This is a genomic window from Rosettibacter primus (assembly GCF_036860675.1).
Classification (GTDB): domain Bacteria; phylum Bacteroidota; class Ignavibacteria; order Ignavibacteriales; family Melioribacteraceae; genus Rosettibacter; species Rosettibacter primus.
In genome coordinates this window covers 41,911-59,447 of record NZ_JAYKGK010000009.1, presented here as the reverse complement: position 1 = coordinate 59,447, position 17,537 = coordinate 41,911, and the positions used below count along the sequence as shown (strand labels likewise).

Here is a 17,537-nt window from a genome sequence, read left to right as displayed (position 1 = left end):
CTAAAATCATTTACTCAGAATTGATAATCTATAAACTTTTTCTAATACTTTTTACATTATTAATTTCAGGAGTAATTGTTTTTTTCGAATTAGAAATTGCAAGTTGCATCATGTATTCTTGATGGTCTAAAATTGGTTCTGTATAAACAGGGTGATTAAAAACATATTTTCCTGTTGGAAGCAAAACTCTTGCTTTGACATTATCTTTCAGACATGTATCTAAAATATGTTTTTTTAGAAATTCTTTATGCTCAAGGTCTTTTACTGGAAAAGTAATTTCAACTCTTCGGTCTAAGTTTCTTTGCATTAAATCAGCACTGCTTAAGTATATTTCTTCATTACCATTATTGTAAAAATAGTAAATTCTGCTATGTTCTAAGAATCTTCCAACAATACTTATTACTTTTATATTTTCACTTAAATTAGGTATCTGAGGAATTAGACAACATACACCTCTAACTATTAAGTCAATTTTAACACCATTACGAGAAGCTTCATATAATGCTGCTATTAAAAGTGGGTCTACAAGTGAATTGAGTTTGAATATTAAATATCCTTTCCCACCATTTTTTACATTTTTAATTTCTCTTTCAATTAATTCAAGAAATGTTTGTCTTTTATTAATTGGAGCAACAGATAATTTTCTATATTCTTTTTGTTCTGAATATCCGGTTAGATAATTAAAAATTTCTGAAACATCCGCACATATTTCTTCATCTGTTGTGAATAGACCAATATCTGTATAGATTTTTGCTGTTTCGATGTTATAATTTCCCGTTGATAAGTGAACATATCTTTTAACGCCTTCTGCTTCTTTGCGAACAACGAGTGTCATTTTGGCATGTGTTTTTAGTCCTACCAAACCATACACAACATGAACACCAGCTTTTTCAAGTTCACGTGCCCAGTAAATGTTATTCTCTTCATCAAATCTTGCTTTTAATTCAACTAAAACTGCAACCTGTTTTTTCCTTTCAGCAGCTTCAATTAAATATTTTACTATTGGGGAATTCTGGCCAACACGATATAAAGTTTGTTTTATAGCAAGAACATCAGGGTCACGAGATGCTTCTTTAATAAAATCAACAACTGGAGTGAACGATTCGTACGGATGATTAATTAAAATATCTTTTTTGCTTATAAGAGAGAATATATTTTCTTCTTCATCAAAAATTAAAGGTGTTACAGGATAAAAAGGTTTATCTTTTAAATGAGGCATAGATAAATCGTAAAGCTGCATTATATCACTTAAACCTAAAGTGCCATCAATTATATGCAAATCTTCCCGTGTGATTTCGAGATTTTCAATTAATGTATCAATCATATAATCAGGCATTTGTTTTTCAACTTCAAGTCGAACTACAGAACCAAATTTTCTTTGACGAATATTTTCTTCAATTAATTGCAGTAAATCATCGGCTTCGTCTTCCTGAATTTCAAGATCGGTATTTCTTGTAATTCTGAATCTGTATGCTTCAAGAACCTCAAGACCAGGAAAAAGCATATTAAGATTAGATTTGATTAAATCTCCAATCCATACAAATTTGATAACACCGTTAGAATTAAGTGATTTTGTTTTAATTATTTTATCAATTCTTAAAAGACGGGGTAATATATTAGGTACTTTAACTCTTGCAAAATGTTTTTCACCTTTTGGATTTTTAATTAAAATAGCAAAGCTCAAGCTAAGATTTGAAATGTAAGGGAATGGTCTTCCCGGGTCAAATGCTAATGGTGTTAAAACGGGATAAATTTCTTTTATGAAATATTTATTTAATCCTTCTCTTTCTTCTTTGGTAAGTTCATCAATATCGCAAATAAAAATTTTATTTTTTCTAAGTTCAGGAATTATGTAATTGTTCCAGTAATCATAAATTTGATTTAACATTGGTTTTAATATACTTTCAATTTGACGAAGCTGTTCAATTGGAGTTAAGCCATCTATTGATGCCTCATAAACTTTTGCTCTTATTTGTTCTTTAAGTCCCGAAACACGAATCATGTAAAATTCATCAAGGTTTGAAAAGAAGATTGAGATAAATTTAATTTTTTCTAATAAGGGTAGATTAGGATTGAGAGCCTCTTCAAGTACTCTTCTATTAAATTCCAGCCAACTTAATTCACGATTTAAAAAATATTGTGGTTTAAAATATTTCTGTAAGTTTTCTTTTGTAATCTTCATATTTAATAAAATTTTAAAATGAATATACTGTTTTTAAAATTTATTTACAGTAAAGTTTATTCCTAAGCAATCAAAATTTATAAACATCAAAAAATCTATTTGTTTGATTTTTTAGCTGAAGAATAATTTTCTAAATCGTAATTAATTTCTTTATCAGGCATGGGCAATCTTTTTATGTTTACTTTAGCTCTTGCAAAAAATTCTTCAGCTAATGTATCATGATAATCAGAAAATATTACAATTTCTTTAATACCTGCAGCAATAAGAGCTTTTGCACAATTCGTGCAAGGCATATTTGTAATATACGCAGTAGCTCCTTGTGTGCTTACACCATGTAAAGCACATTGAAGAAGAGCATTCATTTCAGCATGAATTGTTCTAACACAATGATTATCAACTATCATACAGCCTACATCTTCACAATGCTCATCTCCAGGTATAGAACCATTGTAGCCCGTTGATAAAATTTGTTTGTCTTTAACGATTACACAACCGCAATGCATACGAGGACAGGTTGCGCGTTCGGAAACAAGCATTGCTACTTTTAAGAAATATTCATCCCACGAGGGTCTTTTCTTTTGGTAACTAGACATTATGATTCTCCAGTAAATGATAAACAGATTATTAATCCATAAAAATAATATCTCATAAGATAAAAAAAAACTGGTATGGCTGAGGGCGACACCATACCAGTTCGATATGCTTCTATTAGGAGGGTTATAGACACTCAGGAACGAGGGCAATTCCTTCGTGTCAAGGGATATTTCTATTGCAAATATAAATAATCATCTACAAAATGCAAAGGAAAAAATTTTCTCTTTAAAAATAAATTAAAAGGTTAATAATTCTTTAATAAAACAAATTTAAAAAACTAATTGATTTATTTTATTATTAAAGGCATTATCGTTTTAATAATATTTTGAAAGTTGTTCCTTTATTTACAATTGATTCTTTTACAAAAATTTTCCCTTTATGATAATCTTCAATGATTCTCTTAGAAAGACTTAAACCTAAACCCCAGCCCCTTCTTTTTGTTGAATAACCCGGCTTGAAAATTTCTTTCCGTTTATTATGCTCTATACCTTTTCCAGTGTCTGAGATTTCAATACTAATTAATTTTTTCGAAGATGCAATATTGAACTCTATTTTACCTTCTTTGTTTTCAATTGCATCGAGTGCATTCTTAATTAAATTTTCTATTACCCATTCAAACAATTCAGCATTTATTTTTGCTTTTACATCTTTATCACCCCTAACTGAAAGAGTTACATTTTTACCAAGTTGTGGAATTCGTCTTTCAAAATAGTGAATTATTTTTTGAATAATTTCATATGGTGATTCTTCTTTTAATTCTGGCAGGGAACCAATTTTTGAAAATCGTGTGACAATTTTATTTAATCGATTCAAATCATTTTTAATTTCTTCAGCTACATCAAGAACTTTATCGGGATTATCAAAATTCATCTTTAATATTTCATTCCAACCTAGTAAACTTGAGATAGGGGTACCTAATTGATGAGCTGTCTCTTTCGACATCCCAACCCAGATACTGCTTTGTTCATTTTTTCTAATGTAATTGAAACTTGAGTATGCAATTAAAAGAAAAAATATTGCAAATAATATTTGTAAATACGGATAGTATTTTAACTTTTCAATTATCTCAGAATCACCATAATAAATGTATTGAATTACTTTTCCATCAGGAGTTTTAACACTTATCGGCAAGTGTTTGCTTGATAATTCTTCTAATTTATCTCTTAATATTTTTTTGATTTGTTTTTGAGATAATCCTTTTTTGATATCAATATTTTTGTAACCAATCCCCGCTTCAGTTGATATTAATTCATTATTCTCGTCAGTTAAAATTAAAGGGAAATCAATTCTTTGAATTACATTTTGAAAAATAAATGTTAAATCTGTTTCTGGTGAACTTGTGCTTGTTATGTATTCAAGACTTTTAGCATATAATTCAACAATTTCTTTTTCTCTTTTTTGTAATTTATTAACTAGACTTTGTGTATAAAACCATGTCCCTAATGCAATTAGAGTACCGATGATAAGCAACATTATCTTTAATTTCAAGGCAAGTGAGCCTCTGAAGATTTTCATAGATATACTTTTTTAATAAATAATTAGAAATAACTTAGAGTTCTATAGTTTGTTGACGACTTGGTCCAACAGAAATTATGCTTATTTCAAAACCACTTTGTTCAGAAATAAAGGTCAAATAATCTTTAGCTTCGCTGGGGAGGTCATCATAATATTTAACATTGCTTATGTTCTTTTTCCATCCAGGTAAAGTTTCATAAATTGGTTTTACTTTCATTAACTGATTTACATCAGTAGGAAAAGTTTTTAATTTTTTACCATTTATTTCATAACCAACGCAAACTTTAATTTCTTCGAGGAAACTAAGAACATCAAGTTTTGTAATTGCAGCTCTTTCAATTCCATTAATCATTCTTGAATAATTTAAGAGGAAAGCATCAAACCAGCCGCATCTGCGAGGTCTTCCTGTAGTTGCTCCATATTCTGCACCTACTTTTCTTAATTGTTCACCTTCTTCATCTGTAAGTTCAGTAGGAAAAGGTCCAAATCCTACTCTCGTTGTATAAGCTTTTACGATTCCAATTACGGACATAATTTTTGTTGGAGGAATTCCTGTGCCCGTGCAAGCACCTCCTGATGTTGGATTTGAGGAAGTTACATAAGGATAAGTTCCAAAATCTATATCAAGCAAAGTTCCTTGTGCCCCTTCAAGTAAGATAGATTTACCCTCTGATATTGCATTATTCAAATATGTAGGAACATCTGTAATGTACTGGTCAATTTTTTTATCGAATTCAAGATATTCTTTGATAATTTCATTTACATCCAGTTCTTCATGATTGTAAACTTTTCTAAGCAGTGTATTTTTTTCTTCTAAGTTAAATTTTATTTTTTCTTCAAGAACAGATTTATCTAAAAGGTCAACAATCTTGATTCCTTTTCTTGCATATTTGTCTATGTAACACGGTCCAATACCTCTTCCCGTTGTTCCAATTCTTGTAGCGCCACTCTCGCTAATAGAATCAAGAAGTTTGTGATAAGGCATTATTAGATGAGCGTTGTGACTGATATATAATCTTCCTTTAATATTTATTCCATTACTTTCAAGAAGTTCAATCTCTTCAAGCAATGCTTTTGGGTCTATAACTACTCCGTTTCCAATAACACAGATAACATTTTCTCTTAAAATCCCTGAAGGGATAAGATGAAGAATGTATTGTTTATCTCCAATTTGGACTGTATGACCTGCATTAGCACCGCCTTGATATCTTGCAACGATATCATATCTTTCAGAAAGTATATCGACAATTTTACCTTTACCTTCGTCTCCCCATTGACTTCCAACGACAATGGTAACACTCATTATTAACTCCTGTTAAATTGATAGGAAGGAAAAAAACTCCGGAAAATTCCGGAGTTAATTATTAGTTACTAAAGCTTTTTACTGCTTCATCAACTGATGAATAGTGTTCAAATATTGTTATTAATTTTGTAATAACTAAAAGGCTTTCGATTTTCTCGGTAGCGTTAGCCAACTTCAAAGAACCTCCGCCATTTTTCATCGTTGTATATCCACTTATTAGCATACCTAAACCTGAACTGTTCATAAATTTACAGTCAGCTAAATCGACAACAACATTTTTTTTGCCTTCATCCAAGAGTTTGTGTAAGAGATCACTGAATTCCTGAGCTTCTGGACCTCCCATTACATTTCCTTTGAGCTCAATTACAACAGCTCCGTATTTTTCATAAGTTTTTATTTTCATAATTTCTCCCGAAGATTATTTATTCCTTTATTTTCAATACAATTTATTGTTACAGTTGGATATAATGATTAACAAATATTTATATTGGTAGTTAAGTTATTGAATCTTATTGTAAAAATAAAATAATTTTATTTACCATGATAGAGTTTAAGAAAATTTTTTTTATTCATAAAACATTATTTTTATTTACCGTCTAAAATCATGACTTTAGAAGAATATAAAGAAAAGTCCAAAATATCAAATGTTGAAGACGAAGATTTTGAATTAATAAAAAATTTTATTGCTGGAGATGAGTCTGTATTCAGAACACTTGTTATTAAACATAGAGAAAAAGTGCGTAATCTGGTCTTTATTACTCTTGGGGATGCTGAAAATGTTGATGATATCTCTCAAGAAGTTTTTATTAGTGTCTATCACAAATTAAAAGAGTTCAGATTCGAATCGAAATTTACTACATGGTTATATAGAATAACAATTAATAAATGCAGAGACTTTTTAAGAAAGAAAAAAGTTAGAAGTATTTTTGTTCCACTTGGAGATTCTGATAGAGAATATCCAACAGGTCCATTTTCAGAAAATATTGATATTCCACAGCTTGTAAGAAAAGCAATTGATAAATTGCCGGAGAAGTTGAAAATACCATTAATTCTTAGAGACATTGATGGATTAAGTTACAAAGAAATTGCTGAACAGCTTAGTACTGAGGTAGGTGTTATTAAATCAAGAATATTTAGAGCTCGTGAAAGCTTAAAAATTATTCTTGAACCATATCAGAAAGAATGGAAACTTTGATGTGAAAAATTCAAGTGAAAATATTGAAAAATCATTCCTGAAAAAATATCTGCCGATTTTACCAATTATTATTCTTACAATTTTGTTAATGATTTTTTTTCATCATAATAAAGATAATGTTGGTGATTTAATAGAAAAGGGGAAAAAAGATTTAATTTCGTTTTATATGGAAAATCTAAGGCCAATTTTCTCAAGTTCTCAAATTACGAATGAGGATGTATTTAATTTTGCTTTGTATAGAACTATTCCTGTAGATAAAAAAAATGATAAAGTGCTCATAGTTTCTGATAAAGGCAATAATCAACAAGTTTTTGAAATAAAAAAAATTCCATACAATAAAAACACAGAGAATTATAAAAAGTTTGTCGAATACATGGAATTAAATGAAAATGAAAAGGAAAAAGTTGATTCTATTCTTAATTCTTATAAAAAAGAAATATCTTTATCAATCCTGATGAATGATAACAAAACAATTGCAATTAATCCAAAACTTGCAGAACTGCAAAAAATTATTACAGCTGATTTAATAAATTACCTTGTGAAAATAAATCGTAATTTGGCTGACAAAAGGTTGAACATACCAAAGAATATAAATTTTAAGGAGATAATTTCATTATCAAAAATGCAGCCTGATAATAAGTATATTTTTATTACACCAGATACAATTTTTAAAAAATCATTTAATTTTGATACAAACAAAATAAAATTAGATTTAGATGGTAATATCGAGTCGCATGTTATTGATAAAAAATTGAAAGAGATTAATATTGAATTATCGCTCAATAAAAGGAATAAAAAAGTTCCAAAATATTTTTCGAGTGTAGATTCGAATAATATTAAGATAACCATTCCGATTGAATTAAATGATATTATGCCAGTAATTAAAGAGAGTATAAATGTAAAAGTTGTTAATAAATTTTTGGAAGATATTAACAAAAAAGAGAGGTTGCTGAAAAAGCAAAAGCATGAGTTGAAAGATGAAATTCAACTTAATTTTGAAAATCCAATTGAATTTGTTAACAAAGCACTTGAAATGGCAGCAAAGCAGAAAGATTGGGAAGAATTTGGCAAAAAGATGGATTCCTTGGGTAAACAATTAGAAAAGAAATATTCAGATTCAGTTTATAAATCCACAAGGAAATATAAAAAACCAATTAGAGACTAAAATGAGTTTAAGAAGTTTTTATGATAACAAATAATTTAAGAACAACATTAGCCAAGAGATTAGAAAACACAATTATAATTTCGATTTTACTTGTAATCTATAATCTGATATTTCCTATTCATAATTCTTTGATTTTATTTTTGATTAACGAAGTGCTGGTTTTTGGTGTCCTTTATTTTTTATATCACTACATGAATTCAATTGTCGAAACAAAAAAAGAATCACCACTTTCGTTAATTCTAAATTCAGGAATTCTTGCTGCTTTAATTTTCTTTATTATTTCAGTTACAGATTCTCTTTTCGGAAGAAAAATCCAGGAAAATTATCATGCTGATGTTTTTAATTCTTTAATTTCTATAGCAATCGACTTTGTTTTTATTGTTGCTGTAATCTACATATTTTCTACATTGAGAACGCTTTTTTTTTCTTCGACAGGTTAAAGACCAATCATTGTATTTCAATACAATGATAATTTTCTTTGCAATAACTTTTTTCTCAGATTTATCTCAGGTCAACTTATCGCTCGATTTTATTCATGATGCTTTTTATGTCGTTTCAATTGTTTTAATATGTTTGAATTCATTGAAAGTATCGTGGATTGCATTTCTTTCAAAAAGGCAAAAAACATATTTATTGATAATTTCAATTGTATTGTCAATTCTCTTTGGAGTTAATTATTCTTTATTAAGTGAAAATACTCCTGCTAAAGTTTTTCTTTCTAATTTTTCTTCGGGATTTGTTTCCATTTATAGTTTAATTATGATTTATGGGATGATATACTTTGGAATTATATTCTTCACAACATTATTTCATATGCCAACTGCCGAAGCTTTTGACAGAAAATCTGAAGAAGTTTCTTCGTTGATGGATTTGACAAAATTGATTACACAAGTTTTTGACTTCAAAGAATTGGCAGATACAGTCACTTCCATAACAACTAAAGTTTGTAATTCATATGCAGCATGGCTTGTTACAAAATATAATGATGAATTTGAATTAAATTCTGTTAATAATATTGCTTATGTAGATGCAGATAGATTAACAAAAAAATTTCTGCAAAAAGAAGAACCTTTAACAGGTGTTTATATACTTGATAGTAACTTACTTAATCAAATTAATAGCGGAGAAAATTTAAATTACAAATCAATTGCTATTGCACCACTTAAAGTTCATGGTGTAATCAGCGGCTACCTTTTTGCTGCAAGACGTCACGAAGTAAATTTTGACGAAGAGGACAAACGTTCAATTCAGGCTTTTGCAGATTATGCTGCTGTTGCTCTTGAAAATGCCAAATTGATAGCTGAATCAATTGAAAAAGAAAGACTTGAGAAAGAACTTGATGTTGCAAGAGATATTCAAAGAAGAATTTTACCGAATAAAATCCCGGAATCCGAACAATTAAAAATTACTGCTATGTTTATCCCTGCATTTGAAGTAGGAGGGGATTATTACGACTTTTTTGAACTGGGTGACAATAAATTGGGTTTTGTAGTTGCAGATGTCTCCGGCAAAGGAATTACTGCTGCATTTATAATGGCAGAAATAAAAGGTATTTTTGAATCACTTGCAAAATTAATTATTTCGCCTACAGAATTATTAATAAAAATTAATGATGTGCTTAAAGATAGTCTTGACCGTAAAAGCTTTGTTACAGCTGTTTATGGAATTGTAGATAAAAAAAATGGAATTCTTAATTTTGTAAGAGCAGGTCATCCTCCTGTAATTTATTGTTCTGAAGGAAAAGTTGAAAGACTGCTTCCTTCAGGTTTGGGATTGGGATTGGATTATTCAAATGGATTTGCAAACTCGTTGAAAGAAATGAAGATTAATCTTAAAAATGGTGATATAATTGCATTTTATTCCGATGGAATTCCCGAGGCAAAAAATGCTGAATATAAAGATTACGGTTACGATAGATTTGAAAAGATAATTCAAAAAAATTGTAATAAAACTCTTGATGAAATTTCGAATGAAATAATCAAGGATTTGACATTGTTCTCAAAGGACAATACTCAGCATGACGATATTACACTTGTTTTGTTTAGATGGTATTCCGATAAAAACTAATTATTTTTATAAATGTAAATACTAAAATCTTGATAAATCAAATCAAGAAACAATATGGAGTAATGAATGGCAGATTTTAATGTGAATCTCCGTTGTTTTGAATCAGTAAGCATTATTGATGTTAAAGGTTATCTTGATGCTCATACAGCACCGGAATTAGAAAATGTTTTTAATAAACTACTCGAAGAAAAAAAATTCCAGGTAGTCGTTAACTTCAACGAACTGAATTATATAAGCAGTGCGGGGCTCGGAGTTTTTATGGCATACATTGAAACAATGCGTCAAAATAATGGTGATATTAAATTTTCTAATCTAAAGGATAATGTTTACAACATTTTTGACTTACTCGGATTCCCTTTATTATATGAATTTTATAAAGATGAAAAAGAAGCTATTAAAAAGTTTATCGAACAGGAAAAATCTTGAACCAGTTAAATAAAAATTTCGAAAAAGTACTGATAATTAATAGTACTACTGAGAATCTGTCCAGAGTAAGAGAATTTACAAGACAGGCTGCAGAGGAGTGTAAATTTTCTGATGACACAATTGAAAAAATTGTGCTTGCGGTTGACGAAGCATGTACCAATATTATTAAACATGCCTATAACTATTCACCTGATGGGGTTATTGATCTCTCAATAAAAGTAAATAATGGTAAATTTATTGTAACAATAATTGATAATGGTCTTCATTTTAATCCCGAACTTGTACCAGAACCTGATATTCAGGAATATTATAAACAAAAGAAAATTGGTGGATTGGGAATGTATTTAATGAAAAAACTTATGGACGAAGTTCAATATTCCACTCTTTCTGATAATAGAAATCAGGTTGTTTTAGTCAAATATTTAGAATGTTAGGAATGCAAAAATTTGATAGTAATGCAGCTTTAAGAAATCTTTCTGCACTTGTTGATTTTAGCAATCTCGTAAATTCAAGCCTTGACCTCGATTTTGCATTAAACAATATATTACTTACTTGCCTCGGAAAATTTCATACATCAAAAGGTTTAATAGCTTTGTTGGACGACAATAATGTTCTTAAAGTCAAAGCCTTTAAAGGTGTGAGTAGAGAAGTTGTTGATTTATTTCCCTCTGTTAATTTGGAAGAAATTTCATCGAGCAAAAAATTAAATGAATTTGTCACACAAAATAATTTTGAAGTTGTACAAACAATTAAATCTTCTCAGGGAATTAAAGGATTAATTTTATTGGGCAAAAAATTAATCCGCCAGAAATATGAAGAAGATGATATTGAATTCTTAAAAACTATATTAAATGTGGGTGCAACTGCAATTGAAAATTCTTTGATAGTAAGTAAGTTAAAAGAAGTTAATCGTGAACTTGATACAAAGGTAAATCAATTGAGTTCACTTTTTGATTTGAGTAAAGAATTCAGCGGAATTCTTCAGCCTGAAGCAATTGGCAGATTACTGGTGTATACTCTGATTGGACATATGCTTGTTTCGAATTATGCAATTGTTATTTATGATAGAAAAAATTATTCTTTTTTAGAAAATAGTTTTAATGAAAATTTATTAAATGATTCATTAAAAGAATGCAATATAAATTTATTTGATAAACCTGTAATTAGACAAGACTTACAGAAAGAAAATGAAAAGCTTTTTGATTTAGGTATTGAATTAGTTGTCCCCATGCAAATTAAAAATGAAACAAAAGGATTAATATTGCTCGGTAAAAGAAAAAATAATCTCCCGTATTCAAAATCTGATATTGAATTTATATACTCACTTGGAAATCTTGCAATTATTTCGATAGAGAATACAAGATTATTTCAGGAAATGATAGAGAAGCAAAGAATGGAACGAGATTTAGAAACTGCACGCAGCATTCAAAAAAATCTTTTACCTAAAACAATTCCTTCGTTAACGAATTTAAGTTTAGCAGCATATAATATTTCTGCAAGAATTGTAGGCGGAGATTACTATGATATTGTAAAACTTGATGATGATAAAATTCTAATAGCAATTGCAGATGTATCGGGCAAGGGAGTTCCAGCATCACTTTTGATGGCTAATTTACAGGCATTTTTAAAATCAATTTGTAAACAACAACTTCCACTTGACGAAGCGACTAATTTGATTAATGATCTTGTAGCAGAGAATACAACAATGGGAAGTTTCATAACATTTTTCTGGTGTGTATTTGATAATTCAAATAAACAGCTGACATATGTTAATGCAGGGCATAATCCTCCTTTGCTTTTAAGAGAAGGGAAAATTTATAAATTGAAAAAGGGAGGTATGGTGCTTGGATTTCTGCCAACATCGATTCCATATATTTCCGAAAAGATTGAATTAAAAAGCGGAGATGTTATTGTTCTATTTACTGATGGGATTACAGAAGCAATGAATAAAAATTTTGATGAGTATTCAGATGAACGATTAGAAAAATTGATAATAAAAAATTCTCAATCAGAACCACAAGAAATTTTGGATAAAATAAAACAGAGTGTAAGTGAATTCATTAATGGAGCCGAACAAAGTGATGATATAACTTGTTTAGTTATGAAGGTTAAATAAAATTAACGGGGGTTGACTAAAATGTAATTTTCTTAATTTCTAAAATCTGTGATAATCCTGTTAAATCTGCGTTGTCTGTGTTCTAATTAAAAACCTACTTTTTAGTCAACCCCTTCTTAAAGGGAGAAATTAAAATTCAATTTTAGTTTTTGTTCTATTTGCCATTTCAAGAACAAATGCACTTGCAATAAAGATTGATGAGTAAGTTCCTGTAATCATACCAATCAACAATGCGAATGCAAAACCTCTTAATACCTCGCCGCCAAAAATTAAGAGTACGATTATTGTTAATAAAGTTGTGAAAACAGTTATTAAAGTTCTGCTCATTGTTCTGTTAATTGCATGATTCATATTTTCTTCGAGCGGTAAAGATTTGTGAAGTTTCATTTGCTCTCTTACTCTGTCAAAAACAATAACAGTATCGTTGATTGAATAACCAACTAATGTAAGAAAAGCAGCTACAACACTAACTGTTATTTCAAGATTTAATCCAGGTATTACTCCATATAAAATAGCAAACAATCCAAGTGTAATTAAAATGTCATGGAAAAGGGCAATAACTGCACCTAATGCAAAAGCAAATTTGAATCTGAAACCAAGATAAATCAGGATTACAACCAAAGATAGCATTACTGCTATTACTGCATCAGTTTTTAATTCTTTACCAACTTTTGGTCCAACTTTATCTTCTTTTAATACATTGAAAGGATTGTCAACAAATTTTTCAGTAAAATTTTCTTTAATCCAGTCAGCAATACCGAGTCGTACAACAACGGCGGTATTTGTTGGTTCTTCTGAAACTTTTGCGGTCTGAAATCCGGCTTCGAACAATCGATTGTTAATTATTTCTGCTGATTGAGGGTCTGAAAAATTGTAAGTAATGGAACTTGATGTAGAATCAATTACTTTTTTTTCTGTACCTGGCAGAGTATTTTCAATTATAGATTCAATTTTTGATTTAACTTTTGGAATAACATTCGAAGGGATTTCCTGCATTTCAGTTCTTAATAGAATTCCTGTAGAGCCACCAAAAGTTTTGACTTCAACATTTCCCAATCCAATTTTATCAACCTCTCTTCTAATTTCAGCAATATTAATCGGTTTTTCAAATTGAATTGCTACCTCTGTCCCTCCCTTGAAATCGATACCAAATTGAAGACCTCTAATTAAAATATTGAGTAATCCAGTTAATAATACAACTGAAGAAACAACATAAAATGTTGTTCTCTTACTCATAAAATTAATATTTAGATTCTCGAATAAGCGCATCTATTTAATTTCTCCTTTATTAACCAACATTAATTTTATAACCTTTAGAAATCATGTAATCGAAAATCATTCTAACAAGAACAAGTGCAGAGAATAAACTTGTCAAAATTCCAATCATAAGTGTTAAAGCAAAACCTTGAATTGGACCGCTTCCAAATTGATATAAAATGATACCTGTAAAGAATGTAGTAATATTCGAGTCGAAAATTGCTGAGAGTGAATTTTTGAAACCTGCATCAACAGCGGCGCGGTCTGTTTTTCCAGTTTTTAATTCTTCACGAATTCTTTCAAAAATAATAACATTAGCATCTACTGCCATACCCATTGTTAAAACGATACCTGCGATACCAGGCAATGTTAATGTAGCTTGAAAACCAGCAAGAACACCAAGTATTAACAAAACAGTTACTACAAGACCAAAATCTGCAATTGTACCTGATTTTTTATAATAAAATGCCATGAATAATGCTACAAGCAAATAACCGAATAAGACAGAATTAGAACCTTGTTTAATTGAATCCTGACCGAGTGATGGTCCTACGCTTCTTTGTTCAATTATATCAACTGGAGCAGGAAGTGCACCGGCTTTTAATACAATTTCAAGCAGTTTTGCTTCGTCGAGATTTGGTATTCCACTTATTTGAGAATTACCTGAAGGAATTTTATTCTGAATTACAGGGGCTGAATAAACAACACCATCAAGAACAATAGCACATCTTTTGCCAATGTTTGAACCAGTTATTCTTGCCCATTCACGGGCACCTTCTGAGTTCATTTGCATTGTTACAATTGGGGCAGAAGTTGTAGGGTCAATATTCGATTGAGCATCAACAATTACTCCGCCTGTTAACTCTGGAGTTTTATTCAACATGTATAAACGATAATATTTTACTCCATCAGAACCAGTTTCTGGTTTAGCATCATAAAGGAACTCAACATTATCAGGAATAACTTTTTTTACTTCAGGCCGTTCAAGATAAGCATTTAATTTTTGTCTATCTGATTCTTTTACAAATGCATCTGGGATTCTGCCTTGTGGGTCAATTAGTCTTGCAATTGCAAAGAATGGATGTTCTTTAGCAAATTGTTCTTCTGTTAAATTCTGTTGTTTTGAAGTATCAGCTTTTACAGTTTTTGTAGTATCACCTGTTAAAGAATCACCTTTTAGTGATGCTGCTAAAACTTCGTCTATACGTTTCATTATTGGTATGGCAAATTCGGGGTCTTTAACCAATTTGAATTCAAGTAAAGCTCTGCCCTGAAGAAGTCTTTTAGCTTCTTCTTCTCTAGCAATACCTGGAAGTTCTATAACAATTCTTCTTGATCCTTGTTTTTGAATGTTTGGTTCAGATACGCCGTATTGGTCAACTCTATTACGAATAATTTCGATAGCTCGTGTTACTGCATCAGCTTCTTGTTCTAAAAGTCTTGAGATAATTTTATCATCATCTTCTCGAATTGTGCCAAAGTATCTGCTTAAACGTATACCTTTTTCTTTTAATTTACGAGCTAGTATGGAAACAACATTTTCATTTGAAATTCTGGATTCATTTTCCGCTTCTTTTAATATTTGATTGAACTGGTCGTCAGGTTCTTTAGCTAATTTTTCAAGAAGTTTTGCAGTATTGACTTCCATAACGAGATACATACCGCCTTGTAAATCGAGACCAAGCTTAACTCTTTTTTCGCGGGCAGCTCTGTAATCCGGATTGTTCGATAATATGCTGTCTCTTTTGTTATTAATAAATTCTTTAATTTGAATTGCTGGTATGTTAGGATTGCTCTTTTTTAGACTGTCTTCAAGAAAACTTAGTTGTTGAGTAACTTTTCTATTATTCTGATAATCTTTATAGGTAGGTATTAAAAGGTAGACAGAAAGAGCAATAGCTCCTAAAACCAGGAATAGTCTAAATCTTATCTCTTTCATTCCAAATCTTAATTTTAGTTAATGAATTAGTTAGTTGGAACCAAGACGATAAAAAGCCGGCATTTAACCGGCTTTTTATTTATTCTCTTACAACCCATGTTTTAACTATTGCTGTAACACTCGGATGAAGTTTTATTGAAACACTGTAAATTCCAAGCGATTTAATTGGCTCGGTAATTTCAATTTTGCGTTTATCTAAATCATAGCCCTTTTCTTTCAGAGCATCAGCAATCATTTGATTGGTAACGGTTCCGAAGATTTTATCTTCCTCGCCAACTTTAACTGGAATTGTAACAGATACTTTTTCGAGCTCAGCTGCAAGAGCTTGAGCAGCTTCGAGTTCTTTTGCTTCTTTTTTAAGTATCTGTTTTTTCTCTTCTTCCAGTGCACGAATATTTCCCTTTGTTGCCTGATAAGCAATCTGGCGGGGAATAAGATAATTTCTTGCGTAACCATCTTTAACTGTTACTATGTCACCAACTTTTCCAAGCTGTTCAAAGTTTTTTCTTAGAATTACTTTCATTACCTTCTCCTTTTTACTTAACTGCTTCTGCAACATAAGGCAGAATTGCTAAATGACGAGCTCTTTTAATAGCTCTTACCAATTCGCGGTGTTGTTTGGCACTTAAACCGGTAATACGGCGGGGAATTATCTTCCCCTGATCCGTAATGAATTTCTGTAATTGCTTAGCATCTTTGTAATCAATATATCCTTCGATTACTCGTTTTATTTTTTTTGTAGTCTTCATTTTCTTCTCTTAATTATTGATTGTCTTTCATCAAATCAGATTCTTCATCAGTTAGAAATTTATCGAATGAGTTGTCTTCAAAATCTGATTCGTCGCTTTCGGAGACGACATCATTGTTGTTTGCCTCTCCATTACCTTGTGATTTATTAAATTTGTTTAAGAATTGAATTCTCTTAGCCTTAATTTCGACAATTGTTCTGTTCTTACCATCTTCAGTTTTGAAAGTTCTGCTTTGAAGTTCGCCATCAATTAATACTGCGCTGCCTTTTTTAAGGCGGTCGCGGCAGCTATCGGCCAATTTGTTCCATGCAACTACTCCAACATAGCAAACATCTTCCTGCCATTGGTTGTTGCTGTCTTTGTATCTTCTGTTTGCTGCAATATGGAAATTAACAACAGGAGTGTTGTTTGATGTTTGTCTGAAGACAGGATCTTTTGTTAAGTTTCCTGCTACTATTACACTGTTTAGTTCTGGCATCTTTAATTCAGCCATCGTAACCTCCATCTTAACTTAGTTTGTTATTCGATACTTTCGTTATTTGTGTTTATCTCTTCTTCTGAAGATTGCTCTTCAGTTTGAGAAGATTCTTTTTGTTTTTTAATTGCTTCTAAAGCAAACTTGTCAAGTGCTATTGTTAAATAGCGTATAACATTTTCATCTAATCTTAAACTTCTTTCTAAAATACTGATTAAATTAGTTGGAGCATTAAAGCGGATTATAACATAATATCCACTTTTTGCTTTCTGGATAGGATAAGCTAAACGCTTACGACCCCATCTGTCAATATCGACTATTTCACCACCATGTGTGGTGATTACCTCTCGCAACCTCGAAATGGTTGCTTCTACTTGTTCATCTTCAAGTGCTGCATTAATAATCACAACACTCTCATAAATTTTAGTACGCATTATGTTTCACCTCCCTTTGGACTTTATGGCTCCTTCTTTCTATTTATATATAGAAGGAACAGGGTTATAAATTAATGAATTAGGTCTCAAAAATAAAACTATTTTCTAAGTCGTGCAATA

Annotated in this window: 18 protein-coding genes; 7 read left to right on the top strand and 11 right to left on the bottom strand. The window is 30.4% G+C overall.

Going from position 1 to position 17,537, the window contains the following annotated elements; genetic code table 11:
• Positions 1 to 28: 28 nt before the first annotated feature.
• The 5 genes from ppk1 to VJY32_RS11330 all read right to left on the bottom strand — a co-directional run bounded on the left by ppk1 (position 29) and on the right by VJY32_RS11330 (position 5,997).
• The gene (ppk1, locus tag VJY32_RS11350) at positions 29 to 2,182 is read right to left on the bottom strand and encodes a polyphosphate kinase 1 (protein ID WP_353678033.1); all 2,154 of its coding nucleotides are present in this window, start codon (positions 2,180 to 2,182) and stop codon (positions 29 to 31) included.
• Positions 2,183 to 2,277: 95 nt separating this feature from the next.
• Entirely contained in the window at positions 2,278 to 2,775 is a 498-nt protein-coding gene (locus VJY32_RS11345) for a deoxycytidylate deaminase (protein ID WP_353678032.1), read from the bottom strand.
• Between the two features lie 307 nt (positions 2,776 to 3,082).
• Positions 3,083 to 4,291, bottom strand: a complete 1,209-nt coding sequence (locus VJY32_RS11340) for a sensor histidine kinase (protein ID WP_353678031.1) — start codon at positions 4,289 to 4,291, stop codon at positions 3,083 to 3,085.
• Between the two features lie 34 nt (positions 4,292 to 4,325).
• Entirely contained in the window at positions 4,326 to 5,594 is a 1,269-nt protein-coding gene (locus VJY32_RS11335) for an adenylosuccinate synthase (RefSeq protein WP_353678030.1), read from the bottom strand.
• Positions 5,595 to 5,655: 61 nt separating this feature from the next.
• Positions 5,656 to 5,997, bottom strand: coding sequence for an STAS domain-containing protein (locus VJY32_RS11330; RefSeq protein WP_353678029.1), 342 nt, complete (start codon positions 5,995 to 5,997; stop codon positions 5,656 to 5,658).
• 201 nt (positions 5,998 to 6,198) lie between these two features.
• Between VJY32_RS11330 and VJY32_RS11325 the strand changes: the two genes are divergently transcribed.
• The 7 genes from VJY32_RS11325 to VJY32_RS11295 all read left to right on the top strand — a co-directional run bounded on the left by VJY32_RS11325 (position 6,199) and on the right by VJY32_RS11295 (position 12,563).
• Entirely contained in the window at positions 6,199 to 6,789 is a 591-nt protein-coding gene (locus tag VJY32_RS11325) for an RNA polymerase sigma factor (RefSeq protein WP_353678028.1), read from the top strand.
• 1 nt (position 6,790) lies between these two features.
• Positions 6,791 to 7,954, top strand: coding sequence for a hypothetical protein (locus tag VJY32_RS11320; RefSeq protein WP_353678027.1), 1,164 nt, complete (start codon positions 6,791 to 6,793; stop codon positions 7,952 to 7,954).
• A gap of 20 nt (positions 7,955 to 7,974) precedes the next feature.
• Positions 7,975 to 8,394, top strand: a complete 420-nt coding sequence (locus tag VJY32_RS11315) for a hypothetical protein (RefSeq protein ID WP_353678026.1) — start codon at positions 7,975 to 7,977, stop codon at positions 8,392 to 8,394.
• 25 nt (positions 8,395 to 8,419) lie between these two features.
• Positions 8,420 to 10,021 carry a GAF domain-containing SpoIIE family protein phosphatase gene (locus VJY32_RS11310; protein WP_353678025.1) on the top strand — a complete coding sequence of 534 codons (1,602 nt, stop codon included), beginning with the start codon at positions 8,420 to 8,422 and terminating at the stop codon, positions 10,019 to 10,021.
• Positions 10,022 to 10,087: 66 nt separating this feature from the next.
• On the top strand, positions 10,088 to 10,447 hold the full coding sequence (locus VJY32_RS11305; protein ID WP_353678024.1) for an STAS domain-containing protein: 360 nt from the start codon (positions 10,088 to 10,090) through the stop codon (positions 10,445 to 10,447).
• Complete coding sequence (locus VJY32_RS11300; protein ID WP_353678023.1) at positions 10,444 to 10,881, top strand: ATP-binding protein; 438 nt, start codon at positions 10,444 to 10,446, stop codon at positions 10,879 to 10,881. The genes VJY32_RS11305 and VJY32_RS11300 overlap by 4 nt, the downstream gene beginning before the upstream one ends.
• A gap of 2 nt (positions 10,882 to 10,883) precedes the next feature.
• Positions 10,884 to 12,563, top strand: coding sequence for a SpoIIE family protein phosphatase (locus VJY32_RS11295; RefSeq protein WP_353678022.1), 1,680 nt, complete (start codon positions 10,884 to 10,886; stop codon positions 12,561 to 12,563).
• 129 nt (positions 12,564 to 12,692) lie between these two features.
• Here VJY32_RS11295 and secF read toward each other — a convergent pair whose 3' ends face one another.
• From secF to rpsF, 6 genes are all read right to left on the bottom strand, one after another.
• Positions 12,693 to 13,832, bottom strand: coding sequence for a protein translocase subunit SecF (gene secF / locus VJY32_RS11290; RefSeq protein ID WP_353678021.1), 1,140 nt, complete (start codon positions 13,830 to 13,832; stop codon positions 12,693 to 12,695).
• A 19-nt stretch (positions 13,833 to 13,851) separates the two neighbouring features.
• Entirely contained in the window at positions 13,852 to 15,759 is a 1,908-nt protein-coding gene (gene secD, locus VJY32_RS11285) for a protein translocase subunit SecD (protein WP_353678020.1), read from the bottom strand.
• A gap of 79 nt (positions 15,760 to 15,838) precedes the next feature.
• Positions 15,839 to 16,282, bottom strand: a complete 444-nt coding sequence (gene rplI, locus VJY32_RS11280) for a 50S ribosomal protein L9 (protein ID WP_353678019.1) — start codon at positions 16,280 to 16,282, stop codon at positions 15,839 to 15,841.
• A gap of 13 nt (positions 16,283 to 16,295) precedes the next feature.
• Positions 16,296 to 16,508 (bottom strand): 30S ribosomal protein S18, encoded by a 213-nt coding sequence (rpsR, locus tag VJY32_RS11275; protein ID WP_353678018.1) that lies wholly within the window; start codon positions 16,506 to 16,508, stop codon positions 16,296 to 16,298.
• Between the two features lie 13 nt (positions 16,509 to 16,521).
• Positions 16,522 to 17,001: a single-stranded DNA-binding protein gene (locus VJY32_RS11270; protein ID WP_353678017.1), complete on the bottom strand. Its 480-nt coding sequence runs from the start codon at positions 16,999 to 17,001 to the stop codon at positions 16,522 to 16,524.
• 26 nt (positions 17,002 to 17,027) lie between these two features.
• A complete protein-coding gene (rpsF, locus tag VJY32_RS11265) occupies positions 17,028 to 17,417 on the bottom strand; it encodes a 30S ribosomal protein S6 (RefSeq protein ID WP_353678016.1) in 390 nt (129 codons plus the stop codon).
• Positions 17,418 to 17,537 lie beyond the last annotated feature (120 nt).

Coding starts and splice junctions, on each gene's coding strand:
- ppk1 (WP_353678033.1), bottom strand. CDS start 2,182: ATGAAGATTACAAAAGAAAACTTACAGAAATATTTTAAACCACAATAT.
- VJY32_RS11345 (WP_353678032.1), bottom strand. CDS start 2,775: ATGTCTAGTTACCAAAAGAAAAGACCCTCGTGGGATGAATATTTCTTA.
- VJY32_RS11340 (WP_353678031.1), bottom strand. CDS start 4,291: ATGAAAATCTTCAGAGGCTCACTTGCCTTGAAATTAAAGATAATGTTG.
- VJY32_RS11335 (WP_353678030.1), bottom strand. CDS start 5,594: ATGAGTGTTACCATTGTCGTTGGAAGTCAATGGGGAGACGAAGGTAAA.
- VJY32_RS11330 (WP_353678029.1), bottom strand. CDS start 5,997: ATGAAAATAAAAACTTATGAAAAATACGGAGCTGTTGTAATTGAGCTC.
- VJY32_RS11325 (WP_353678028.1), top strand. CDS start 6,199: ATGACTTTAGAAGAATATAAAGAAAAGTCCAAAATATCAAATGTTGAA.
- VJY32_RS11315 (WP_353678026.1), top strand. CDS start 7,975: ATGATAACAAATAATTTAAGAACAACATTAGCCAAGAGATTAGAAAAC.
- VJY32_RS11310 (WP_353678025.1), top strand. CDS start 8,420: ATGATAATTTTCTTTGCAATAACTTTTTTCTCAGATTTATCTCAGGTC.
- VJY32_RS11305 (WP_353678024.1), top strand. CDS start 10,088: ATGGCAGATTTTAATGTGAATCTCCGTTGTTTTGAATCAGTAAGCATT.
- VJY32_RS11295 (WP_353678022.1), top strand. CDS start 10,884: ATGCAAAAATTTGATAGTAATGCAGCTTTAAGAAATCTTTCTGCACTT.
- secF (WP_353678021.1), bottom strand. CDS start 13,832: ATGCGCTTATTCGAGAATCTAAATATTAATTTTATGAGTAAGAGAACA.
- secD (WP_353678020.1), bottom strand. CDS start 15,759: ATGAAAGAGATAAGATTTAGACTATTCCTGGTTTTAGGAGCTATTGCT.
- rplI (WP_353678019.1), bottom strand. CDS start 16,282: ATGAAAGTAATTCTAAGAAAAAACTTTGAACAGCTTGGAAAAGTTGGT.
- rpsR (WP_353678018.1), bottom strand. CDS start 16,508: ATGAAGACTACAAAAAAAATAAAACGAGTAATCGAAGGATATATTGAT.
- VJY32_RS11270 (WP_353678017.1), bottom strand. CDS start 17,001: ATGGCTGAATTAAAGATGCCAGAACTAAACAGTGTAATAGTAGCAGGA.
- rpsF (WP_353678016.1), bottom strand. CDS start 17,417: ATGCGTACTAAAATTTATGAGAGTGTTGTGATTATTAATGCAGCACTT.